This window comes from Methylococcus geothermalis (assembly GCF_012769535.1).
In the GTDB taxonomy this organism is placed as follows: Bacteria; Pseudomonadota; Gammaproteobacteria; order Methylococcales; family Methylococcaceae; genus Methylococcus; species Methylococcus geothermalis.
On sequence record NZ_CP046565.1, the window covers coordinates 1,068,090 to 1,091,157 of the forward strand.

The following is a 23,068-nucleotide window of genomic DNA, read 5'->3' on the forward strand; positions in this document are numbered from 1 at the left end:
GTCCCCCCACGTCCGGAACCGGAGATGACTACTCCGACGGTGTCGCCGGCCTGTCGGTCAAGGACGATATCGCCGTGGGGGAGGAAAACGGGACCGTGACTCAAAGCACTTGCCTTTCCGGGTAAGCGCATCGCTCCAACGGCGTGTTCCGCCGTCGCCATCAAAGTTTCAGGCGCTTGAAGATTCCCTCCGGGATGTGTTTGATCGCCAGCATGATGAATGCCCAGAATCCCGGCAGGTAAACCGAATCCTTGCCTTTGCCGATGGCCTTTTCGATGCCCGCGGCGATCTGCTCCGGCTGCGCCCACAGCATGCCCTTGTCGAAGGCCGCGGTCATCGGCGTATCGACGAAGCCGGGTTTGATGGTGAGGACGTGCACGCCGCTCCCGAACAGCCGGTTGCGCAGTCCCTGGCAGAACACCGTGACCATGGCCTTGGCCGCGCCGTAGACGTAATTGCTTTGCCTGCCGCGATCGCCGGCAGGTGAGCTGATCACGGCCAGTGTTCCGCTCCCTTGGCTCTCCAGCCGGTTGGCGAGGTGGGTCAGCAGCGACAGCGTGCCGAGGGCGTTGACGTTCAGCTCCCGCCGCGCCGTATCGAAGCTCGCCTCGCAAGCCCGCTGGTCGGGCAGGGTGCCGTGGGCGATCAGGGCCACGTCGAGGCCGCCGAGGGCCTCGTATGCTTGGTCGAGCAAAGCGGGATGGCGGGCGAAGTCTTCCGCCTCGAAGCTCGCGTAGCTCACCGACTCGGCGCCGCGAATCCGAAGGTCCTGGGCCATCCCATCCAGCCTGTCCGGGTCGCGGCCCAGCAGGTAGAGCCGGTCGCCGCGCCGGGCGAAGCGCCGGGCGGTGGCCTGGGCGATGGCGGAAGTGGCGCCGATGATCAATATTTTCTGCATGCTCAAAGCCCCAGACGTTCCGATTGCAACGAGCGGAAGGTGGTGTCCGCTCCATATTTTCGGCGCAACTCCTGGAATGCCTCCCAACGCGGATAACCGGCGCGAAAGGTGTCTCCACTCATGCGCACATCCTTGGTCAGGTAGATCCGCCCGCCGTGATCCAGAACGATGCGGTCCAGTTCCTCGAGAAACGGCAACAGTCCCGGCTCCAGCTTGAAGTCCAACGCCAGGGTGTAGCCTTCCATGGGAAAGGACAGAGGGTTGTCGTTGGCGGGGCCGAAAGTCTTGAGCACGGCGAGGAACGAGCCTCGTTTGGACGCAACGATTCGCTTCAGTACCGCCCCGATCCCGCCGTGGCCGGCTTCCCGCGGGACCACGAACTGGTACTGGGTGAAACCCGACTTGCCGTAAATCCGGTTCCAGTGGCCTATGCCGTCCAGCGGATAGAAGAACGGGTCGAAATGCACCATGCGCTCGCGTTGCGCCGTCCTCACCCTGTGGTAATACAGCGCATTGAACGCGGCGACGCTGTAGCGGTTCAGGGCAAAGCCCGGCACATCGAACGGCACGGAAAGTGGTGACTTGACGGGTGCCCGCAGGCGGCCGTCGTCGATGAAGTCGCCGGTCATGAGGAGCGACCGGCCCAGCCTCGGACCGGTGGCGAGGCAATCGATCCAGGCGACCGAGTAGGGGGCGCCGGCATGCTCTGAAAACAGGGATAGGGCGTGATCGAGATTTTCGGCCTTGAAGGTGGTTTCCCGCAGATAGGCGCTGCGGATGGGCTTGAGCCGGAGCGAGGCTTCCAGGATGAAACCGGTCAGCCCCATGCCGCCGCAGGTGGCCCGGAACAGATCCGCATGCTGCGTCCTCGAGCACTCGAGAGTCTCGCCGTCGGCCAGCATGAGCGAAAAGCGCTCCAGATGCCGGCTGAAGCAGCCTTCGAGGTGATGGCTCTTGCCGTGCACATCGCTGGCGATGGCACCGCCGACGCTGATCAGCTTGGTGCCTGGCGTCGCAGGCAGAAACCAGCCGCGCGGCACGGACACGTCGAGGATGTCGGCCAGCAGCACGCCGGCCTCGCAGCGCAGCACCCCGGTTTCTGCATCGAACGCCAGAAACCGGTCCAGCCGACGGCTGCTCAAGACTCGTGGAGCCAGGGCGCTGTCTCCGTAGCTGCGGCCGTTGCCACGCGGGATGCCGCGGAACGGCGTCTGCCGGCATCGGATCTGCACCTCGGATATCGACCGCGGCGCCAGCATGTCGGCGTCGACGACGGGCTTGCGCCCCCAGCCGGTCAGTCGCATTCAGACTCCCCGCTGCCGGAACACGAAACGCTTGGGCACCTCGAAAAACCGGGGTCATGGGACAATACCGCCCCTGAACAACCAGCCTGAGCCGCCATGATCAGAGAGAGCCTATGCGCCGCGGAGGAACGTGAGGCCAAGCTGGATCGCTTGGGCGACGTGCTGCGAGAGATGGAGAAGCACACATCGACTTCAAGGCGTTGGCCGCCGAAATCGACCGGGCCGCACCGCGTCCAAGCCGAGCGTGTGGCGGACGTCCGCCGTTTCCGACCGAATGGATGGTCCGCGCTTTCGTCCTTCAGAACGTGTATGGACTGAGCGATGAACCCTTGGCGTTTCAAGTGCTGGACCGCCTGAGTTTTCAGCGCTTCCCAGGCCTCAAGCGCAGCAGCCAAGTGCCGGACCGGACCACGTTCTGGACCTTCCGGGAGCGGCTGACGGTGGCGCAGGCCGGCGACGCGCTGTTCGATGCGGTGAACCGGCAGTTGGCGCGGCACGGCGACATCGCGCGCGGCGGGCAGATCGTAGACGCCAGCCTGGTTCCCGTACCCCGGCAGCACATCACCGAGGAAGAGCGGGAACAGATCAAGGCGCAGGCGATGCCTCCGGACGGGAAGCCTGCCGAGCGGCGGCAGCGGGACGTCGACGCCAGCTGGACGAAGAAGCACGGCAAGTCCTACTTCGGCTACAAGCTGATCAGCAGGCTCAAGGTGAGTACAGCCAGCACCCATGACACCTTGCACTTGGAGGACGTGCTGGACAGCGCCAACACGAGCCGCGACCTGGACGGCGACAAGGGCTACGTCGATGGCGGGCGAGAGGCCCGCCTCGAGAGCCAGGGTTGGCGGGTCCACATCCCACGCAAAGCGGAGAAGAACCGGCCTCTGTCCGCTTGCCAGAAGCGCCGCAACATCCGCATCGCCCGGGTCCGGGCGCGCGTCGAGCATGGGTTCGCCACGCTGGAGCAGATGGGCGGCAAGCTGCTGCGCTGCATCGGCCTGGAGCGGGCCAGGTTCCTGCTTAAGGGGAAGGCGGCGACCTACAACCTACGCCGCCTCTGTAGTCTCAATGCCTGCGGGTGGTGGCCTTCTGACGCAGGGGGACCGTCCGGAAACGCTGGAAGGGGCGGTTCCGGACGGAAAGCGCCTTCCGGGCCGGGCCAAAAAACAGAAAAATTGCGGGATGGCCGACTGTTCGGGTTGGATTGCTCGTTTTACCTGACTAATACCCGGTTTTCGAGGTGCCCATATGACTTCCAGTATCACTTATCCCAGAGTACTGGCTAAGGCCTTTAGAACTGTATTATCACCCCAATATTGAGTGTGCGACATTGGGTTCCAGCTTGATGTTATTGCACCCCAAATTCCGTCGTTGGCATTGACCTGAATATCAGTCACAATATCTGTATAAGACTGGCCGTGACCAGTGGCATCGGTCGAATCGAACAAAACTCCCAATGGTGCAAGAGGGTATCCTAATACATCATCATAATCAAAATAGTTAATCCAATCAAAGTCGTAATCATATTCTCGATTATGAATGGCGCGTACGTTTCTAAAGCCAGAGACAAAAATTGGAATGTTGCAACCAGTAGTAAACCACGTTTTTAATGATTGGAGACACAAAAAACTGTCATTATTAGTAGATTTATGATTTTTCCAAATGCTGCGCGAATCAATGACAAAGTTGGTTCCGAATATCGTATTTCTCCAGTAAATTTGCGCATCCCAAATATAGCTCGACATGATTTGACAGCCGAGTGAGTGGGAAATAATTATAATGGGCACCTCCCCACAAGCATTATGAATATCAGTCAAGGTATTATAAATGCGCTGTTGGATATTTGTGTATTGCTGTTTAGTGATGGAGCCATTGAATCCAGTGAATGCAGTAGCATCCGAAAACCCAGAAATGATAAAGCGACGAATGCGGTTAATTGTATTACGACGTATGAAGCCCGTATTCAATCCACCCTGAGTAGTCATTGCCTGCCAAACGCCATCTTCTTGCTGTTGTGTTAGATCACTATAAAAAATACCAGAAGTTGGAATATATATTTCGGAGAACCTATCCGCTGACAACCGCTCAGCTAGATTTTGCCTCAACTTCGCAATGTCGGATTGGAACTCATTTTTTGTCAGGTTTCCCATTCCGTGCATACACAACAAAGCGCATTTGAAAGTCATTTGATTCTCCAGTCATAGTCAATAGAGTTGCTTCCAATGATAACCATATGATCACAAAGACATTTTTAGATTCCAAAGGCCAGCGGCAAGGCCGAAAAACCCATCGATGAATATGTTGAGTCGGTTTCTAATCCGATGCATCAAGCAGTGAAAGGTCTTCATTCCTCCAATGGAGTGCTCGACTGAGATTCGGGTTCGTGCTTGCTTTTTATTCTCTCGTATTGGTTGAACTGTCAACGCGGCATGAGGATTGTTCTTGGATGTCCTGGGTTTCTTGTGAGGAAGGTGAATTCTGGCTTTATTCCCATCATCGGCAGCGGCACCAAAGAACCCCAAATCCAACCAGACATCGGCGCCATCAAACCACGATAATGCAGGATCGAACAGTTGCTTCATCAGCGCATCATCATGAACGCTGCCGGCCACCATACCTCCAACGAATAGAATTTGCCGCTCAAGGGTCGAAATGACTAAGGTTTTAACCGTATGTCGTTTTTTTTGCCGCTATAGCGGGCTTTTTGCTGATCGTCATCCTGCGGCCTGACGCAACCGCATTCCACTCCGTCAATGATGAGATCGCCATGTTTTTCAATCAGTTTCATCATCTCTCCCGGTGTCGTCAGCGCCCGCTCTGGCAGCAGATCGAGCTTCGCCAAGCTGCGCCGCAACACGGGCAGAAGTTGTTCCACATGTCGATGCGCATGCCCCGAACTCAAGCCAAAATGGAAGCCCAGGACATCGAAGGTACAGTAGGTCTTGAGGTAATACAAAATGAAGAACAGCTTCTTATCCATCCGATCGAGATAGCCAACATGACCTCCTTTTTGTACCCGTTTTATTTCGCCTTGCCTAACACGTTCTTGCTGAATATCCGCATAGGCCTCTTCAAAGATAGGGTAGAGCTTGGCGAATTGAGCCTTGTTCATTCCGATCAGGGCTCTGACAGTACGTTCGTTGGTTTCTTCCATGAACTTTCCAAAAATCACTGACTGACACCATTTGATTGTTGTTAATGGGTATATTTATACCACAATAAATCCATTTTTATCATCGGAAGCAACTCTATTATTAACCCGGCAATCAAATATCCTGAAATGCTGCATATTGGACAGCCGAATGATTGAAGTAAGCCATCACCCGTTCTGGTGTTTTTCTGAGGAATTCCATGAATCGGTTCGCCTTTTGAAGCAACATTTTTTTGCTGGTGGCTCGGTCAGAGGATCGCAGTTCGGTTTTGAAGTCCCGGTTCAGGTATTCGTCGGGATTGATCTCGGGCGAGTACGGCGGGAGATAGAAGACTTCGATCTGCGCTTTACGCTCGGCCAACCAAGCGGTCACGCGTTTTGCATGATGCACTTTCAGGTTGTCGAGGATCAGGAAAACTTTCTGACGGCTGTCGGCGATCAGGCGCGTCATGAAGCCAATGAACCAATCGGTGTTCATGGCTTCCTCGGTGAACTCGAAGCGCACCAGTCCTTGGTTGCTGATCGCCGAAACCATCGACAGGCCATGCCGTTTGCTCGGCGCCGCAAGCACTGGCGTCTGTCCCACCGGCGCATCGCCGCGCAGCCAGTGTCCATCTTCCGCGACCGCCGTTTCGTCACCCCAGTAAATGACGGCACCCTCTGCCTTGGCGCGGGCCGCGATCGCCGGATAAGTGTCGTTGCGCCATTGCTCAACCTTGACCGGATTTTGTTCCAGTGCCCGCTTCATCGGGCGCTGCGGCGTGTAGCCCCAGCGCAGCAGGTATTCGCCGACGGTGCGAATTGGCATGTCGATGCCGAACAGCACCTTGACCAGTTGCATCACCGCCCGCCGGTTCCACAAGGCAAACGGCAGACTCAATTGCTTGGGGTTCTCGCCCACGATGACCGATCGCAATTGCCATTCCTGGGCCAGGGTCAGCGTCCGTCCCGACAAATACCGACGACCTCGCGTCTTCGATTTCAGGCCAGACTCGCCCTCCCTTGAATAACGCTTGGACCAACCAATGACCGTGTTGATATTGACGCCAACCACCCGCGCAATTTCCCGCCAAGGCAATTTCAATTCCACACGCATCCGCATCGCCTGCCGACGCATTTCGTCTTGGGCTTCGCGAGGTAATTTCCGGGCATCAACTTTTTCCATGCCCAATATTATATCACTAACCGCTATTTGATTGCCTGGTTAATAAACTGGTCGAAGGACAGCCGTCGACCATCAGACTCAAGGCGATCAACGGTAACGATCCTCTTGGGTCCGACATCAGTAAGGTCCAGTCGAGATGGCTGCGATGTGTCTGTAAACGAGATGGGATCCCAACAGAACGTCCGTTGGCGAGTAGCCGGGCGACTCGAAACGCTGTCGGCGGATTGCCGGAAATCGTTCGGGCGGGCCGGCCGGCACCGGTCAAGGTTTCTCCCCGCCCGTTTCTTCGCCACTCTTCTGCAGGCTGCGCAGCACCGCGGCGAAGGCCTTGAGCCGTTCTTCCACCTTCCGGTTCAGCGATCCTTCGGGAAACGCGCCGGCTTCGTCGCGCTGCCCCACGGGCACGCCGGTGAGGAGTTCCAGCGCCTCGTCGACCTCGGACACCGCATAGACATGGAATTTTCCTTCGGCGGCGGCCTGCACGACGTCCTGCCGCAGCATCAGATGCATGACGTTGGCGGTCGGGATGATCACGCCGTGGTCGCCGGTCAGGCCGCGGGCCGCGCAGATGTCGAAGAAGCCTTCGATCTTTTCGTTCACGCCGCCGATGGGCTGCACCCGGCCGCGCTGGTCGACCGAGCCGGTCACGGCCAGATTCTGCCGGATGGGTATGTCGGCGATCGACGATAGCACGGCGCACAGTTCGGCCAGCGAAGCGCTGTCGCCGTCCACCCCGCCATAGGACTGCTCGAACACCAGGCTGGCGGAGACCGAAAAACCCTGCGCGCCGGAATAGCGCGAGGCCAGGAAGTTGCCGAGGATCAGCACGCCCTTGCTGTGCAGGGCGCCGCCGAGTTCGGTTTCCTTCTCGATGTCGAGGATGCGGCCGGTGCCGGGGCGGGTGGTGGCGGTGATCCGCGAGGGCTGGCCGAAGGAGAAATCGTTGAGCTGGACCACGGAGAGGCCATTGATCTGGCCGGTCACCGCGCCTTCGGTGTCGATCAGTATCAAACCCCGCCGTATGGCCTCCTGGACTTGGCAGCGGATGCGGTCGGAGCGGTGGATCTGGCGGTCGATGGCGCGTTCGACGTCGGCGGCCGTGATCAGGGCGCGTCCCTCGCTGCCGGCGTAGAAGTCGGCCTCCCTGACCAGATCGGCAAGGCTGCGCAGATGCGCGCTCATCTTCTCGCTGTCTCCGCTCCGCCGCGACGCCTGCTCGATGGTGCGGGCCACCGCGTCCCGGTGTAGCGGCCGCAGTTTCTCGCGGCGGGCGAGGGTGGCCACCATCCGGGCGTACATGGCCATCGAGGCCGTGTCGCGCGGCAGGGTGTCCTCGAAATCGGCCGCGATTTTGAAGAACTCCCGGAATTCCGGGTCGTAGATGTCCAGCAGAAAATACAGCACCCGCTCGCCGAACAGGATGACCTTGAGGTCCAGCGGAATCGGCTCCGGTTCCAGGCTGGTCGTGCTGATGAGGCTGAGGCTGCGCTCCAGCGACTCGATGCGAATCTCTCCGGCATGCAGGGCGCGCTTCAGTGTCTCCCAGGCAAACGGTTGAGTCAGCAGCTTGCGCGCATCGAGCAGGAGATAGCCGCCGTTGGCCTTGTGCAGCGCTCCCGCCCGTATCATGGTGAAATCCGTCACCAGTGCTCCCATGTGGGCCTGGTGTTCGATCCGGCCGATCAGGTTGCCGTGGGTCGGCAGCTCTTCCTGGACGATGGGCGCCGCGGTGTGTTCGCTGTGATCGACCACGAGGTTGATCCGGTAGCGCTGTGCCGGCGCCTTCTGCGGCCCTTCGAACAGGCTGATGACGCCTTCGGATTTGGGGAGAAACGATTCCGTGTGCTCGATGATGTCGGCCTGGGCCAGGTTCAGGTAATCGATCACGCCCGGCAGGCTGGCATAGCGGGCTTTGAGGTCGGCGAACTGATGCGAGACCGTGTATTCGGCGATCTCGCGGTTCAGCGCCTTGATCTTGCCACGTGCCTCCTTGCGCCAGGCGGGGAACTGGCGGAGGACTTTCTGCAGCTGCTGCTGCAGATCGGCGACGGTGGATTCGATGGCTTGGCGTTCCTGGTCCGACAGGTTCTGGAACTGTTCCGGACTGATGATCTCGTCTTTCTCGCGCAGCATCGGCGCGAAAGCAAAACCGGTCGGGGTCTCGATCAGGGCGATGCGGCTGCGCAAGGCCTCCGCCCTCAGCCGATTGACCGCCTCGGCTTCCCGCTCGCGTGCCTCCTGCTCGATCTTTTCGGCGCGGGTGCGGTATTCCTCGCCTTCGAAGGCGGCCGGGAGAGCGGTGACCAGATCCTCGACCACCACTTCCATGTCGTGCGCCAGATGCCGCCCCCATCCGGCCGGCAGACGCAAGGCCTTGGGCTGCGCCGGGTTGGCGAAGTTGTTGACGTAGCACCAGTCGCTCGGCGGCGGCTGGCTGGCGGCGATGCGTTCCGCGAGTTCGAGCGCGGCGGTCAGCTTGCCGCTGCCGGGCGGGCCCAGCACGAACACGTTGAAACCCTTCTGCGCGATTTTGAGGCTCAGTTGAATCGCTTCCAGGGCGCGGGGCTGGCCGATGATGATCTCGGTGTCCGGCAGCTCGGCGGTCGTTTCGAACCCGAATCGGGCAGGGTCGCAGGAGATGTGGAGACGCTCGGGGGGGAGCGCGGCGGGATGGTCGATCATGATTCCTTGTCGGGGACGAACTGCAGAAAGGCTCATGATCCGTCAAACGGCAGGTGGCTGCAATTGGGCGCATCGTCCGTGACAGCCGGTCCGATTGCGCCGATAATCCGCCACTTTTCGACAGATTGGCCATGTGGTTCAAGAACCTCGTCCTCTACCGATTCACCGAAGCCTTCACCCATACCGCGGAACAACTGGAAGAAGCCCTCGCGGTGCGCCGCTTCGCGCCCTGCGGCAGCATGGAGCTGGCCACCGCCGGCTGGTGTCCGCCGCTGCGCCGTGACGATCTGCCGTTGGTGCATGCCGCCAACGGCTACCTGATGATTTCCTTGCTCAAGGAAGAAAAAATCCTCCCGGCCTCGGTGGTGAACGAAGCGCTGGAAGAACGGGCGGAGGAGATCGAGGCGCGGCGCGGGACGCCGGTCGGCCGCAAGGAACGCCGGGACCTGCGCGACGAGGTGTTCAACAGCCTGCTGCCTCGCGCCTTCAGCCATACGCGTCGGATCTACGCCTATGTCGATCCGCGCGGCGGCTGGCTGGTGGTGGACAGCGCCAGCACCAAGAAGGCGGAGGAGCTGGTCAGCCTGCTGCGGCAGACGCTCGGCTCCCTGCCGGTGGCGCCGGTCGCGACTCAGGCCCGTCCAGCGGCGGTGATGACAGGCTGGCTGCTGGAGCAGGACCTGCCTTCGGACGTCGTCATCGAAGACGAGTGCGAGCTGCGCTCGCCGGACGAGGAGGGCGGCATCGTCCGCTGCCGCAGGCAGGACCTGTCGGCGCCGGAAATCCGCAACCACATCGATGCGGGCAAGGAAGTCGTGCGGTTGGCGGTGAGCTGGAACGACCGGTTGAGCTTCACCCTGGACGATGCGCTGGGAATCAAGAAGCTGCGTTTCCTGGACGTGATCCAGGAACAGGCGGCGGAAATCGACGCGGCCGACGAAATGGAGCGTTTCGATGCGGACTTTGCCATCATGACGCTGGAGCTGTCACAATTTCTGGCACGGCTCGTCGAACTCTTCGGCGGCGAGGCCGTCCAACGACAGGCGTTGGCGGACAAATCAAGCTGAGATCGAGTTCATGAGTGCGAATCGGATGACCCTGTTGGCGCAGCATTGCGCCGCGATTGCCTTGGGCGGCCTGCTGTCTTCCGCGGTCTGCGCCGAGGTGCTGCCGCTGCCGGCCGACGGCTCGGACCTGGTCGGCCAGATCAAGTACGTTCCGGCCAGCCAGGAAGACACCTTGATCGACATCGCCAGGGAGTACAGCGTGGGCCAGGACGAGATCGTGATGGCCAACCCCAGGGTCGACCGCTGGCTGCCGGGTGCGGGCACCCAGGTCATGGTGCCGCGGCAGTTCATCCTCCCCAACGCGCCGCGCAATGGCATCGTCGTCAACATCCCCGAGATGCGGCTTTACTTCTATCCCAGCGCGGGCAAGGGCGCCAAGCCGACCACGGTGGTCACCTACCCCATCAGCATCGGCCGGATGGACTGGCGCTCGCCGCTGGGCGTGACCAAGGTGGTGGCCAAGGTGAAGGACCCGGTGTGGCGCCCGCCCGCCTCGATCAAGGCCGAGCATGCCAAAAACGGTGAAATCCTGCCCGACGTGGTCCCTGCCGGACCGAACAACCCCCTGGGCCAGTTCGCCATGCGTCTGGGCGTGCCCGGCTATCTCATCCACGGCACCGACCAGGACAAGTCCTACGGCATCGGCATGCGCGTGACCCACGGCTGCATCCGAATGTACCCGGAAGATGTCGCCAGGCTGTTTCCGGAAGTGGCCGTCGGCACCCCGGTGAATCTGGTGAACCAGCCGGTCAAGCTGGGCTGGCGCGGCGACACGCTCTATATCGAGGTGAGCGGGTCGCTGGACGAGGACGGGCTGAGCGCCGACGACCTGATGGCCAAAGCGGTGAGCCTGATCCAGAAGGAAACCGCCACGCACCCGATCACCATCGACGAGGCGGCGCTGCGGAAGGCGGTCCAGGAACCCACCGGCGTACCGACCGTGATCAGCCTGTCGGGGGGGGCGCCGGTCGAGGCCGCCGTCCCTTACGCACCAGCCGGAGCGAGGGGGCCGCAGATCACTTACGAGCAGCCGCAAACCAGCGAAGTCGAGCGCGCTCAGGAAGCCGTGACGGCCGAACCCTCCGCGCCGCGGTACGAGACCCAGGTCGAACCGCCCAGGATGGGCGCGCCGGTCACTTCGTATGGAACCGAGGAGCGTCCGTCGGCCGAAAGCCTGTTCTGATTCGCTTCCCCGGACCAAGGCAAGGGCCGTTTGCGAACGGCCCTTTTTCATTTCAAGGTGCGGCGGCCGTCAGGGTTTGGGTGGCACGTAGCCTTCCGGCGTGGCGGCACCCTCGCCGAACAGGTATTTCTCCCGCTCCTGTTCCAGAAACTTGCGGGCGTTGGCTTCGAACGGGGTCAAGCGGTGTTCGTTGATCAGCATGGTCTGCAGTTTGAGCCAGTCCTGCCAGGCTTGCTTGGACACGTGCTCGAAGATGCGCTGGCCTTGGGCGCCGGGAAACGGCGGGGCGTCCAGCCCTTCCGCTTCGACCCCCAGTTTCGCGCAAATGATTCGTCTTGCCATGGTGTTCTCCGGGTTCAGATGAGTTTTTCGAGTTCGTTCAGGAGCCGGCGGATCGGCGTCGGGATTCCCAACTCGCCTTCGGCAGCCAGCGGATGCCAAAGGCTTTGCCCAGATTCGTCGACGCCGTCGCGGCGCGCGTCGCAACGGGCGACGACCGGCGTATAGTCCAGATGGAAATGGCTGAAAGTATGACGGCGCGGCGGCAGGCGCTCAATCCGGCGGCAGTGAATGCCGTGTAGCGCGCACCAGGCGGTGAGCCGGTCCAGTTCGTCGAATTCCGGAAACGACCACAGGCCGGGCCAGACTCCGGCCGGCGGGCGTTTTTGCAACCGGACCCGCCGGTTCGGATCGACCATCAGCAGCAGGTAGGTCGAGCGGACCGGTATCGGCCTGGTCCGGCGGGGCGTGGGCAGCTCGTCCTGTCTTCCTTCCCTGCGCGCGATGCAGGTTAAGGCCAGCGGGCAGGCTCCGCAGCCGGGCGAGCCGCGCACGCAGATCGTCGCGCCCAGGTCCATCATCGCCTGATTGTAATCCGCGGTTCGCTCCTTCGGCGTCAGCTCCTCGCTCAGCCGCCACAGTTCCTTCTCCACTTTCGCTTCGCCCGGCCAGCCTTCGATGCCGTAATGGCGCGCCAGCACCCGGCGGACGTTGCCGTCGAGGATCGCCGCGCGGCATTCGAATCCCAGACTGAGGATGGCCCCGGCGGTGGAGCGGCCGATGCCGGGCAAACCGGCCAGCGCATCCAGGTCGGCGGGCAACTCGCCGGCGTGATGCTCGGCGACGATGCGAGCGGTGCGGTGGAGGTTGCGGGCGCGGCGGTAGTACCCCAACCCGGACCACAGCGCCAGCACCTCGTCGACGTCGGCGGCGGCCAGGGCGGGAAGATCGGGGAAGCGCCGCATGAACCGGTCGAAATAGCCGATGACCGTGGCGACCTGGGTCTGCTGCAGCATGACCTCGGAGATCCAGACTCGATAGGGCGTCCGGGGCCGTTGCCAGGGCAGGTCGTGGCGGCCGTACCGATCGAACCAGTCGAGCACGGCGCGTTGAAAGCTCGGGAGCGGCATGGCGGGCGAAATCGTTGCAGTGAGCGGGGTTTGCTTTAGAATGCCGGTTCAAGCCAACGTCTTTCAAGCCCGTTTCCGACTTTCTCCAATTCCATCCGGCATGAGCAAGAATCATCCCATACTCTGGCTGGCCGTGGCGCTGGTCCTGCTGTTGGGCGCCTGCGGGCAAAAAGGTCCGCTCTATCTGCCGGACCGGGAGCCGGCGCCGGCCAAGAAGCAGAAATCCTGAGATTCCATGGATCATTTCAATTTCCGTGACGGCACCCTCCACGCGGAGGATGTGCCGCTGACCGCCGTTGCCGAACGCCACGGCACGCCGTGCTACGTCTACTCCCGCGCTACGCTGGAGCGGCACTGGCATGCCTTCGACCGTGCCCTGGCCGGTTGTCCGCATCTGGTCTGCTATGCCGTCAAGGCCAATTCCAACATCGCGATCCTGAATCTCCTCGCGCGGCTGGGGTCGGGCTTCGACATCGTATCGGTGGGCGAACTGGAGCGGGTGCTGGCCGCGGGCGGCGATCCTGCCAAGGTGGTTTTCTCCGGCGTCGGCAAGCGTGAGGACGAAATCGGCAGGGCTCTGGATGTCGGCATTCGCTGCTTCAACGTCGAGGTCACCGAAGAGCTCGACCGGCTCGACCGGCTGGCCGGGGAGCGGGGCGTCAAGGCGCCGGTGTCGCTCCGGGTGAACCCGGATGTCGACGCCGGCACCCACCCCTACATCTCGACCGGGCTGCGCGAGAACAAGTTCGGCATCGAAATCGAAGAGGCGCTGCAACAATACCGCCGGGCGGCGCGGATGCCGAACCTGGAGGTTGCCGGCATCGACTGTCATATCGGCTCCCAGTTGACCAGTTCCATGCCATTCATCGATGCCCTGGACCGCGTCCTGGCGCTGGCCGCCAAGTTGCGCAGCGAAGGCATCGCGATCCGCCACCTGGATCTGGGCGGAGGCTTGGGCATCCGCTACCGCGACGAGGACCCGCCGCATCCCACCGAGTACGCAGAGCGACTGTTCGCAAGGCTCGGCCGCCACGACTTCGAAATCCTGATCGAACCGGGCCGGGCCATTGCCGGCAATGCGGGCATACTGCTGACCCGGGTGGAATATCTCAAAGCCAACCAAGCCAAGCGCTTTGCGATCGTCGATGCGGCGATGAACGATTTGCTGCGGCCGGCGCTGTACGGTGCGTGGCAGGACATCGTACCGGTCGCGCCGCGCGCCGATGCCGAACCGGAGACTTTCGACGTGGTGGGGCCGGTTTGCGAAACCGGCGATTTCCTGGGCAAGTCGCGCGAGCTGGCCCTGGTTCCGGGCGATCTGCTGGCGGTGCGTTCCGCGGGAGCCTACGGTTTCAGCATGAGTTCGAATTACAACTCCAGGCCACGGCTGGCCGAGGTGCTGGTGGACGGCAGCGAGATGCATCTGATCCGCGAGCGGGAGACCGTCGCGCAGTTGTTCGCCGGCGAGCGGCTATTGCCTTGAGAGATCCGCTATGCTGCGTTTTACCAAGATGCAGGGACTGGGCAACGACTTCGTCGTGATCGACGCCATTCATCAGGCGGTCAACCTGGATGCGGCGGGATTGCGCCGGCTGGCCGACCGGCATTACGGTATCGGCTGCGACCAGATTCTGCTGGTGGAGCCGCCGCCGTCGGACGAAGTGGATTTCCGTTACCGGATTTTCAATGCCGACGGCAGCGAGGTGGCGCAATGCGGCAACGGCGCGCGCTGCTTCGCCCGCTTCGTGCGCGACAAGGGTCTCATCGACCGCGACGAGATCCGGGTGGAAACCGCTTCCGGCCGCATGGTGCTGCGGCTGGAGGCGGGCGGCGAGGTCCGGGTCGACATGGGGGTGCCGCGCCATGCGCCGGCCGAAGTGCCGCTGCTGGCGGCCGAAGAGCGGCTCGGCTACACGGTCAACATCGACGGTGTAGACTGGACATTCGGGGCCGTGTCCATGGGCAACCCCCATGCGGTGATCACGGTACCCGACGTCGACGCGGCGCCCGTGGCGCGCGTCGGCGCTGCGCTGGAACGGCACGAGTTGTTTCCCGAGCGTGCCAACATCGGCTTCATGCAGGTATTGGACTCGCACCATGCGCGGCTCCGGGTTTACGAACGGGGGACGGGGGAAACCCTTGCCTGCGGCAGCGGAGCCTGCGCCGCAGCGGTGGTCGGGATGTTGCGAGGGGCATTACAGGACCCCGTGCGCATCGATTTGCCGGGCGGCGCGTTGCGGATCGGCTGGCGGGGGCGGGGAACGCCGGTCCATATGAGTGGTCCCGCGGTTACCGTGTTCGAAGGGAGCATAGAAGCATGAATTTCGGCAAAGCCAGGCGCGCGGACAACGAGGAGCTGTCGGCCTCCCGGGTGGCGGACTACCTGTGGAAGCACCTCGACTTTTTCCACGATCAGCTCGATCTGCTGGAAGCCATGCATGTGCCCCATCCCTGCGGTGATGCGGTTTCGCTGATCGCTCGCCAGATCGAGCTGCTGCGAGGCCAGAACAGGAGGCAGCAAGGGCAGTTGAACGAGATCCTCAAGGTTGCCCGCGAGAACGACGCGCTGTTCGCCCGTTTTCACCGGCTCACGCTGGGCTTGCTCGATGCCGCTTCGGTGGACGACATGCTGGCGGGGCTGAAGTGGAGCCTGCACGAGGGATTCCAGGCCGACTTTGTCTCCGTCCGGGTTTTCCGCGCCTTCTCGCATCCTGCGGTTGGCGATCTGCACGTGATGCCGGAACCGGCCGTGAGCATCCTGCTGGAGCCGCTGCTGGCGTCCTGCGAACCGGTATGCGGGTCGCCGCCCGACCCTTTGCTGGAATTTCTGTTCGGTGCCGATGCTCCCGAGGTAGCGTCCTGCGCCCTCGTGCCGCTTTGTCATGCCGGCATCAAAGGCCTGTTGGCGATAGGCAGCCTCGACGCCGGGCGATTCAGCCCGGAGATGGGCAATCTGTTTCTGGTGCAGATGGGCGAAATCGTCGCCGCGCGCCTCGTCGCCCTGATCGACCGCGAGCGCTGAACCAGGTGGAGCCGGAAGCCCTCGAGCAGCTCGACGATTACCTCGGCCGGCTGGCGCGGCGGGCCTCGGGACACACGCACGCGGCCTACCAGCGGGACCTGCGGGCCTTCCAGGCGCACTGCGGGTCGGAGAATATCGTTCGCTGGGCGGACGTCGACACCGCCAAGATCAGGGCTTATGTCGGCGCCAGGCATCATGAAGACAAATTGTCGGGCCGGAGCCTCCAGCGCAGTCTTTCCGCCATCCGCGGATTTTTCGACGACTTGATGAAAAAACGGGCGGTCGAGTCCAATCCCGCGCGCGGAGTGCGTCCTCCCAAGACCGGTCGCCGGTTGCCGCGCCTGCTCGACGTGGATGCGATGGCCGGGTTGCTCGATGCGCCTTCCGAGGATGGCCTGGAAGCCCGCGACCGGGCGATGTGGGAGCTGTTTTATTCGTCCGGTCTGCGGCTGAGCGAACTGGTGGGGCTGGACCTCGCCGATGTCGATTTTGCCGGCGGCAGCGTGTTCGTCCGGCACGGCAAGGGCGACAAAGCCCGCCATGTGCCGGTCGGCGCCAAGGCCATCGAGGCGGTCGCGGCATGGCTGGAGATACGCCGTGCGATGCCGGGCGCGGCGCAGCCGGCGCTGTTTCTCAGCCGGCACGGCAAGCGCATCGCGCCCCGCACCGTCGAAGTGCGGCTGGAACGCTGGCGCTCGAAGTTGCGCCTGCCGGAGAAGGTTCATCCCCACATGCTGCGGCATTCCTTCGCCAGCCATATGCTGGAAGCCAGCGGCGACCTCCGTGCCGTGCAGGAACTGCTCGGCCATGCCACCCTGGCCACCACCCAGATCTACACTCACGTCGACTTCCAGCGGCTGGCTGCTGTCTACGACCAGGCTCACCCCCGCGCGCGGCGCGGCCGCTCCGGGAAAGCCTGAGCCGCGTCCGGGTTTTTTGGATATAATCCCGTCCTCCCGCGACGGGCAACCCCAACAGGATTCCTCATGGCTGCGTCACCCAAACCTCCAGGCCGGCTGAAGTCTTTCTTCGGCAGCGTCCTCCGCGCGTTCCATCCGCGCACCATGCGTGAGAAGGGTCTGCTGTGGACCGTGGGCGTGCTGACGATTCTGGTGCTGGGCATTTTCCTGGCGATCGCCGAGTACTGGGGCGAAGAGCCGGAAGAGTTCGATGTGCTGGCTTCGGCCATTCAGGATGCGGGCGTCAAGAATTCCCGCGAATTGCCGCTGGGCTACACCTATGCGACCACGCTTATCGACATCGGCGAAACCCTCCTATACAAGCCGGGCGGGTTCCTGGTCAACGACATGTTTCCGCCGGGCGTCTTCGAGGACAACATGCCGATGTGGGAGTACGGCGCGCTGACGGCCCTGCGCGACGCCACTTCGGCCTTGCGCAATCACATCGCCCGCGCCCAGTCCCAGTCCAAGGAAGATCCGGATCTGGCCCAGGCCGAACCGTTCTTCTATTTCGATCACACATCCTGGCAGTTGCCCTCGTCCGAATCGGAATACCAGAAGGGCATCGAGGCCATGATGCGTTACCGGGCCCGGCTGATGAAGCGCGAGGCGAGCTTCTTCTCCCGTGCCGACAACCTGCGCCAGTACCTGGAAATCCTCGAAAAACGCCTGGGCAGCCTGTCCAACCGGCTCAGTGCGAGCGCCGGCGACATGAGCCAGGTGAACGCGGACGAGAAGCGCGGGATGGTCATCAAGACCTCGTGGTGGAACGTCGACGACATCTTCTTCGAGGCCCGTGGCTATAGCTGGGCGGCGATTCACGTCCTCAAGGCCATCGAGTTCGATTTTCGCGACATCCTCGGCAACAAGACTGCGTTGGTCTCGCTGCAGTCGATCATCCACGAGTTGGAGGACGGTCAGGCGCCGTTCCTGAGCCCGATCATCCTGAACGGCGATGGCTTCGGCATTTTCGCCAATTATTCGCTGACCCTGGCCAATTACATTGCCCGCGCCAACGCGGCGACGATCGATCTGCGCAATCTGCTCCAGCAAGGCTGACATTCATCGCGGCAAAGGGGGATTTATGCCTGACGAGACTTCCGAAGGGACCGTGATCACCGGGATCGGCCGGCGCCTGGTCTTCATGGTGTTTTTCATGGTGGTGCTGGGGGCGGTCCGGTTCGTGTTCTGGGCCATCGTCGCCTTCCAGTTCCTGAGCCATCTGTTCACCGGCGGCGTCAATCCCAATGCCGTCAGGAGCGGCGCCAGACTGGCCGAATACATTTACCGGATCATGCTGTTCCTCACCTACCAGACGGAGGCCATGCCGTTCCCGTTCGGAGAGCGCGCGGATCGGCCTTCCGGGCAGGGCCGCTAGTTCATTCCGGGGCTGCGGCCGCATCCGCCAGCAGGTGGCGGATTTCCTGGAACAACTGGCGGGCATGGCGCGGAGGTTTGGCTTGTTCCCGTTCCTCCCGGGCTCCGCGGACCAGCTTCCTGAACAACTGACGGTCCGCGCCGGGAAACTCGCCCACCAGTGCATTGACGGCTTCGTCGCCTTCGGCGATGAGGCGGTCCCGCCATTGTTCGATCCGGTGTTGCCGTCTGGCTGCTTCCGCGCTCTCGTTTTTGATATCGTCCAGGGCGCTGCGAATCGGCCCGGCGTCGATCTGGCGGAGCAATTTGCCGATGTATTTGAGCTGGCGCTTCAGCGCGCCGTGTGCGCTGATGGTCCTCCCCAGGCGGACCGCCTCCGCGACTTGTTCCGGCAGTGCCAGCCGATCCAGTCTTTCCTGCGGCAGCAGGACCAGTGCCCGGCCCAGTTCCAGCAGTTCCGCGCTTTCGCGCTTCATTTTCGCGTGGCTGCGGCGGCGGCCGTAGCCTTCTTCCTCCGCGGAGTCGTCGAGGTCGTGGAAATCGTCTTGCATTCGCAATGTTCTCGTCATCTCAATTCGGGGCGGCAATCCTACCCCATGACGGGGGCATGCGTGCACTGCCGCGGGTCGGTCCGGTAAAACTGGCACATCAAGGCGTAAACTTCCGGGTATTGGGCGTCCAGCACGGTCGGTCGTTCGAAGAAATATTCGCTGAGCACCGCGAAAAATTCGGACGGCGATTCGCCGGCGTAAGGATCGATGAGTGTGTGTTCGCCTCGATCGAGCCGGGTGTTGAAATCGTCGAAAGCGTGGGTGAACGCCTTCGACCAGGCTGGAGCCGCCATGTTCCGGTGCAGTGGGGGAAACCCGTCGCATGGGCCGTTCAGCATGTCCAGCTTGTGGGCCATTTCGTGGATGATGACGTTGTAGCCGTCGCATCGCCCCGAGGCTTCCACATCCGCCCAGGACAGGATGACCGGTCCCAGCTCCCAGGCTTCGCCGCCGACGGTTTCCTCCCATTCGTGCATCACGCCGATGTCGTCCATGGCTTCGCGGGGCCGCACGAATTCCGTGGGAAACACGATGACGGTGCTCCAGCCGGCATACCAGTCGAGGTCGAGATGGAGTATGGGGAGGCAGGCCAGTGCGGCGATGCGGGTCTTCATGGCTTCGGTCAGGTCCAGATTCCCTGAGGATGCGAAGATTTTTTCGCGGAGAAACAGGGTCGCCAAACGGAGCAGGTTCTCGCGCTCGCCCTCGGACAAGCGGGCAAGCAGTGGCACGTCGCCGATGGCGGCATGGAAGGCGGCCGGGTCGATTGGATATCGTTGGAGAACCCGCCGGCGGCGCAGATTCCGGAAAAATTTGAAGATTGGCAAGGTCTGGACTATTGCTGTGTCATTCGCGCGGAGGGGTCGCTTCCGCCTGTATTAAAATGTCGACTCCGCAAGTCAGGAATCCCGCAGCCGTGTCGGCCATCGTCTTGTCCACTCTCAACGCGCGTTTCATCCACTCGTCGCTCGGCCTGCGCTATCTTCTGGCCAACCTGGGCGAGCTGCGGGCCGAGACGACGCTGGCCGAATTCATCATCACCGATCGCCCCGCGGAGATCGCCGAAAAACTGCTGGCGCTGAATCCGCGCATCGTGGGGCTGGGCGTCTACATCTGGAACGTGGAAGAGACCACCCGGCTGGTCGCTCTGCTCAAGGCCGTGAGGCCGGAGCTGGTCGTCGTGCTCGGCGGGCCGGAGGTCAGCCACGAAGGGGAGGACCAGCCCATCGTCCGGCTGGCGGATTATAGCGTCGGCGGCCCCGGCGATCTGGTGTTTCCCCGCCTGTGCCGCAACATCCTGAACGGGACCCCGCCGGCCGGCCGCTTCATCCGCGCCGAGTCCCCCGATCTGCGCGAGCTGGAACTGCCCTATGCCTATTACGACGAGCGCGACATCGCCCACCGGCTGATCTACGTCGAAGCCTCGCGCGGCTGCCCGTTCAAGTGCGAATTCTGCCTGTCGGCGCTGGACCGCACGGCCTGGCCGTTCGAGCCGGAGCGTTTTCTCGCCGCCATGGACATGCTGTACCGGCGTGGTGCGCGGCATTTCAAGTTTGTCGACCGCACCTTCAATCTGAATATCGGCACCAGCCTGCGCATCCTCGAATTCTTCCTGGACAAGGCGGACCCGGCCTTGTTCCTGCATTTCGAGGTGATTCCGGACCATCTGCCGGATCGCCTGAAGGAGGCGCTGGCGCGGTTCGCGCCGGGCACCCTGCAGCTCGAAATCGGCGTCCAGAGCTTCGACCCGGAGGTGCAGGCGCGCATCAGCCGCCGTCAGGACAATGCCGCGACCGAGGCCAATTTGCGCTGGCTGCGCCGACACACCCACGCTCATCTGCATGTCGACCTGATCGCCGGCCTGCCGGGGGAGACGCTGGAGGGATTCGCGCGAGGCTTCGACCGCCTGATCGCCCTGGACCCCCATGAGATCCAGGTCGGCATCTTGAAGCGCCTGCGTGGTGCGCCGATCGACCGCCACACCCGATCCTGCGGCATGCGCTACAACCCTTATCCGCCTTACAACGTGGTCCGGACCGACGTGCTGGATTTCGCGGCGCTGCAGCGCCTGAACCGGTTCGCCCGCTACTGGGACCTGATCGGCAACTCCGGGCGCTTCAAGCAGGTTCGTCCGGTCCTGCTGGGGGAGCGCCCATTCGCGCGGTTCATGGCCTTTTCCGACTGGCTGTATGCCCGCACCGGCAAGACCCACGAAATCGCGCTGGATCGACTGTACGATTTCGTCTTCGAATTTCTCACCGGCGAATGCGCGGAGGATCAGGATCGCGTCCGGTGGGCGGTGGCGGCCGATTACACGTCGAGCGGCACCAAGCGCAGCCCCCGTTGCCTGCTCGATGGCCGGACGGCCGAAACACCGCGCAGGGTCGAAAACGCAGGCAGCCGGCGTCAGATGCGCCATGGCCGTGGCTGAAGGAACTCCGGGGCGGATGCGCGGTCGTTCTCTCGTAGCGTGCGCGCCATGAAGCGTCCCTCCCATGAAAGAATTGTCCCAATGAATACCGATGACAAAGAACTGTTCCGGCGTGAGATGGAAGGCGTGACGCCGCTCAAGCCCACGGACCAGGCGCCCTTGCGCCCCAAGGAGGCGCCGACGCCGGGCCAGCTCTACCGCCGTTCGGCGGCGCAGCGGGCCGTGGGGCGCGATGCCAATTTCCTCACCACCGATTTCGTCGAATTCCTCGACCGCGAGGCGGTGCTGAGCTTCCGCCGCCAGGGGATCCAGCACGCGGTGTTCCGCAAGTTGGAGCAAGGTGCCTACGAGATCGAAGCGGTGCTCGACCTGCATCTGCTCAGCGTGGAGGAGGCGCGCAAGGCGGTGTTCGAATTCGTCCACGACTGTAGGAAGCACGACGTGCGCACGGTGCTGATCAATCACGGCAAGGGCGGGCGGGAGGCCGGCAAGCCGACCTATCTCAAGAGCTACGTGGCGCGCTGGTTGCCGCAATTCGACGAAGTGCTCGCCTTCCACAGTGCCCGGCGCTGGCACGGCGGTACCGGCGCGGTGTACGTCATGCTGCGGAAGAGCGAAAGACAGAAGCAAATCACCCGCCAGAAGTTGGGCCTGACCTCGATCAAGCCGCGATGAGTGTGGAACCGGAATTCATCGCAGCGCGCTTCCTGGCGGAAGGCGAGGGGTATCGCGTCGAGCCGCTGGGCGATGGCCTCATCAACCAGACCTGGCGGGTTTCTCCCGCCGCCTCAGCCCGGTTCGTGCTGCAGCGCATCAACGCCCGGGTGTTTCCGCATCCCGAGCGGATCGCCGCCAATCTGCGGCGGATCCAGGCCCATGTTCATGGCGGCCGCTGCGACTTCGCCGAACACTGGCCGGACCTGATCGCGCCGCGCGAGGGCGGCGATACCGTGCTCGATGCCGAAGGCGGCCACTGGCGGGCCTTGCGCTACATCGAAGGCAGCCGGGTGCTGGACCGGATCGCGACCGAGCGCCAAGCGGTCGCGGTCGGCCGCGTGCTGGGGGCGTTCCATGCCGCGCTGGGCGAGGTCGATTGCGCTGAACTGGAAGATTCCCTGCCGGATTTTCATGTCGCCCCGGGCTATCTCGCCGGACTGGATGCGGTCCGGGCGGCAGCCACGGGGCTCGACGATCCCTCGCTCCGCCAGGCGTTGGACTTCGTCGATGCGCGGCGGGATTTCGTGCCGGTGCTGGAGCGGGCCAAGGCCGCCGGCCTATTGCGGCTGCGCGTCATCCACGGCGACCCCAAACTCGCCAACATCCTATTCGACCGGGCCGGCGAGCGCGCCCTGACGCTCATCGATCTCGACACGGTCAAGCCGGGCCTGGTGCACTACGACATCGGCGACTGCCTTCGCTCCTGCTGCAACCACTCCGGCGAGTCTCCCGACGATCCGGGAGCGACGCACTTCGATTTGGCGCTGTGCGAAGCCATCTTGAGGGGGTATCTCTCGGAAGCGGCCACCCTCCTGACGGCGGCGGACCGCGAGCATCTCTACGACGCCATCCGCCTGATTCCGCTCGAACTCGGCATCCGCTTCCTGGCCGACCATCTGGCTGGTGACGTCTACTTCCGCACCGAAAGCCGCGGCCAGAACCTCCAACGGGCGCGGGTTCAGTTCAGGCTGGTGGAATGCATCGAAGAGGACGAAGCGGCGATACGGCGGATCGTAGCGGCGTCATTGCCTTCGATGGAAACCGACCCCTCGCCGTCGACGCCGGCCAATGCCACGGCCTTGGCGCGGGCGGTTGGGCGGGAGCAGGCGGGATGGGCCGAACCGACCGACGACGGCTGATTGCGCGCCGTGC

Annotated in this window: 23 protein-coding genes and 1 pseudogene; 13 read left to right on the forward strand and 11 right to left on the reverse strand. The window is 62.8% G+C overall.

The features are described 5' to 3' along the window. Nucleotides 1–160: 160 nt before the first annotated feature. Nucleotides 161–898: an SDR family oxidoreductase gene (locus GNH96_RS05160; RefSeq protein WP_169602695.1), complete on the reverse strand. Its 738-nt coding sequence runs from the start codon at nt 896–898 to the stop codon at nt 161–163. A gap of 2 nt (nt 899–900) precedes the next feature. Beyond that, a complete protein-coding gene (locus GNH96_RS05165; protein WP_169602696.1) occupies nt 901–2,202 on the reverse strand; it encodes an FAD-binding oxidoreductase in 1,302 nt (433 codons plus the stop codon). Nucleotides 2,203–2,298: 96 nt separating this feature from the next. Here GNH96_RS05165 and GNH96_RS05170 point away from each other — a divergent pair. Further along, nucleotides 2,299–3,281, forward strand: a pseudogene (locus GNH96_RS05170) (IS5 family transposase); the annotation flags it as partial. A 186-nt stretch (nt 3,282–3,467) separates the two neighbouring features. Here the strand turns inward: GNH96_RS05170 and GNH96_RS05175 are convergent. The 5 genes from GNH96_RS05175 to GNH96_RS05195 form a co-directional block, all read right to left on the reverse strand. Continuing rightward, a complete protein-coding gene (locus tag GNH96_RS05175) occupies nt 3,468–4,388 on the reverse strand; it encodes a hypothetical protein (RefSeq protein ID WP_169602697.1) in 921 nt (306 codons plus the stop codon). 51 nt (nt 4,389–4,439) lie between these two features. Further along, the gene (locus GNH96_RS05180; protein ID WP_169604602.1) at nt 4,440–4,856 is read right to left on the reverse strand and encodes a transposase family protein; all 417 of its coding nucleotides are present in this window, start codon (nt 4,854–4,856) and stop codon (nt 4,440–4,442) included. 2 nt (nt 4,857–4,858) lie between these two features. Next, entirely contained in the window at nt 4,859–5,356 is a 498-nt protein-coding gene (locus GNH96_RS05185; RefSeq protein ID WP_169602698.1) for a helix-turn-helix domain-containing protein, read from the reverse strand. 112 nt (nt 5,357–5,468) lie between these two features. Continuing rightward, nucleotides 5,469–6,518: an IS630 family transposase gene (locus tag GNH96_RS05190; protein ID WP_169602699.1), complete on the reverse strand. Its 1,050-nt coding sequence runs from the start codon at nt 6,516–6,518 to the stop codon at nt 5,469–5,471. A gap of 261 nt (nt 6,519–6,779) precedes the next feature. Then, a complete protein-coding gene (locus GNH96_RS05195) occupies nt 6,780–9,200 on the reverse strand; it encodes a Lon protease family protein (RefSeq protein ID WP_228720022.1) in 2,421 nt (806 codons plus the stop codon). 131 nt (nt 9,201–9,331) lie between these two features. Here GNH96_RS05195 and rdgC point away from each other — a divergent pair, with 131 nt between their 5' ends. After that, nucleotides 9,332–10,267, forward strand: coding sequence for a recombination-associated protein RdgC (gene rdgC, locus GNH96_RS05200; RefSeq protein ID WP_169602700.1), 936 nt, complete (start codon nt 9,332–9,334; stop codon nt 10,265–10,267). 10 nt (nt 10,268–10,277) lie between these two features. Then, entirely contained in the window at nt 10,278–11,450 is a 1,173-nt protein-coding gene (locus GNH96_RS05205) for a L,D-transpeptidase family protein (protein WP_228720023.1), read from the forward strand. A gap of 69 nt (nt 11,451–11,519) precedes the next feature. Here GNH96_RS05205 and GNH96_RS05210 read toward each other — a convergent pair whose 3' ends face one another. Next, nucleotides 11,520–11,792 (reverse strand): oxidative damage protection protein, encoded by a 273-nt coding sequence (locus tag GNH96_RS05210; protein WP_169602701.1) that lies wholly within the window; start codon nt 11,790–11,792, stop codon nt 11,520–11,522. Nucleotides 11,793–11,806: 14 nt separating this feature from the next. Continuing rightward, nucleotides 11,807–12,859: an A/G-specific adenine glycosylase gene (gene mutY / locus GNH96_RS05215; protein ID WP_169602702.1), complete on the reverse strand. Its 1,053-nt coding sequence runs from the start codon at nt 12,857–12,859 to the stop codon at nt 11,807–11,809. 100 nt (nt 12,860–12,959) lie between these two features. Between mutY and lptM the strand changes: the two genes are divergently transcribed. The 7 genes from lptM to GNH96_RS05250 all read left to right on the forward strand — a co-directional run bounded on the left by lptM (nt 12,960) and on the right by GNH96_RS05250 (nt 18,218). Next, nucleotides 12,960–13,088 carry an LPS translocon maturation chaperone LptM gene (gene lptM, locus GNH96_RS05220; protein WP_169602703.1) on the forward strand — a complete coding sequence of 43 codons (129 nt, stop codon included), beginning with the start codon at nt 12,960–12,962 and terminating at the stop codon, nt 13,086–13,088. A gap of 6 nt (nt 13,089–13,094) precedes the next feature. Next, nucleotides 13,095–14,342: a diaminopimelate decarboxylase gene (gene lysA, locus GNH96_RS05225; protein ID WP_169602704.1), complete on the forward strand. Its 1,248-nt coding sequence runs from the start codon at nt 13,095–13,097 to the stop codon at nt 14,340–14,342. A gap of 10 nt (nt 14,343–14,352) precedes the next feature. After that, nucleotides 14,353–15,180, forward strand: a complete 828-nt coding sequence (gene dapF, locus GNH96_RS05230; protein WP_169602705.1) for a diaminopimelate epimerase — start codon at nt 14,353–14,355, stop codon at nt 15,178–15,180. Continuing rightward, nucleotides 15,177–15,881, forward strand: a complete 705-nt coding sequence (locus tag GNH96_RS05235) for a DUF484 family protein (protein ID WP_169602706.1) — start codon at nt 15,177–15,179, stop codon at nt 15,879–15,881. Before dapF ends, GNH96_RS05235 begins: the two co-directional genes overlap by 4 nt. A 5-nt stretch (nt 15,882–15,886) precedes the next feature. Next, nucleotides 15,887–16,801, forward strand: coding sequence for a tyrosine recombinase XerC (gene xerC / locus GNH96_RS05240; RefSeq protein ID WP_169602707.1), 915 nt, complete (start codon nt 15,887–15,889; stop codon nt 16,799–16,801). A 66-nt stretch (nt 16,802–16,867) separates the two neighbouring features. After that, complete coding sequence (locus tag GNH96_RS05245) at nt 16,868–17,899, forward strand: DUF2333 family protein (RefSeq protein WP_228720024.1); 1,032 nt, start codon at nt 16,868–16,870, stop codon at nt 17,897–17,899. A gap of 25 nt (nt 17,900–17,924) precedes the next feature. Beyond that, nucleotides 17,925–18,218: a DUF4389 domain-containing protein gene (locus GNH96_RS05250; protein ID WP_169602708.1), complete on the forward strand. Its 294-nt coding sequence runs from the start codon at nt 17,925–17,927 to the stop codon at nt 18,216–18,218. Nucleotide 18,219: 1 nt separating this feature from the next. Here the strand turns inward: GNH96_RS05250 and yjgA are convergent, their stop codons facing one another. After that, nucleotides 18,220–18,768: a ribosome biogenesis factor YjgA gene (gene yjgA / locus GNH96_RS05255; protein WP_169602709.1), complete on the reverse strand. Its 549-nt coding sequence runs from the start codon at nt 18,766–18,768 to the stop codon at nt 18,220–18,222. A gap of 38 nt (nt 18,769–18,806) precedes the next feature. Beyond that, nucleotides 18,807–19,595 carry a M90 family metallopeptidase gene (locus GNH96_RS05260; RefSeq protein ID WP_228720025.1) on the reverse strand — a complete coding sequence of 263 codons (789 nt, stop codon included), beginning with the start codon at nt 19,593–19,595 and terminating at the stop codon, nt 18,807–18,809. Nucleotides 19,596–19,684: 89 nt separating this feature from the next. Between GNH96_RS05260 and GNH96_RS05265 the strand changes: the two genes are divergently transcribed. The 3 genes from GNH96_RS05265 (at nt 19,685) to GNH96_RS05275 (ending at nt 23,055) form a co-directional block, all read left to right on the forward strand. Then, the gene (locus tag GNH96_RS05265; protein WP_169602710.1) at nt 19,685–21,199 is read left to right on the forward strand and encodes a B12-binding domain-containing radical SAM protein; all 1,515 of its coding nucleotides are present in this window, start codon (nt 19,685–19,687) and stop codon (nt 21,197–21,199) included. 81 nt (nt 21,200–21,280) lie between these two features. Beyond that, nucleotides 21,281–21,874: a DNA endonuclease SmrA gene (smrA, locus tag GNH96_RS05270; protein ID WP_169602711.1), complete on the forward strand. Its 594-nt coding sequence runs from the start codon at nt 21,281–21,283 to the stop codon at nt 21,872–21,874. Continuing rightward, nucleotides 21,871–23,055 (forward strand): phosphotransferase enzyme family protein, encoded by a 1,185-nt coding sequence (locus GNH96_RS05275; protein WP_169602712.1) that lies wholly within the window; start codon nt 21,871–21,873, stop codon nt 23,053–23,055. The genes smrA and GNH96_RS05275 overlap by 4 nt, the downstream gene beginning before the upstream one ends. Nucleotides 23,056–23,068 lie beyond the last annotated feature (13 nt).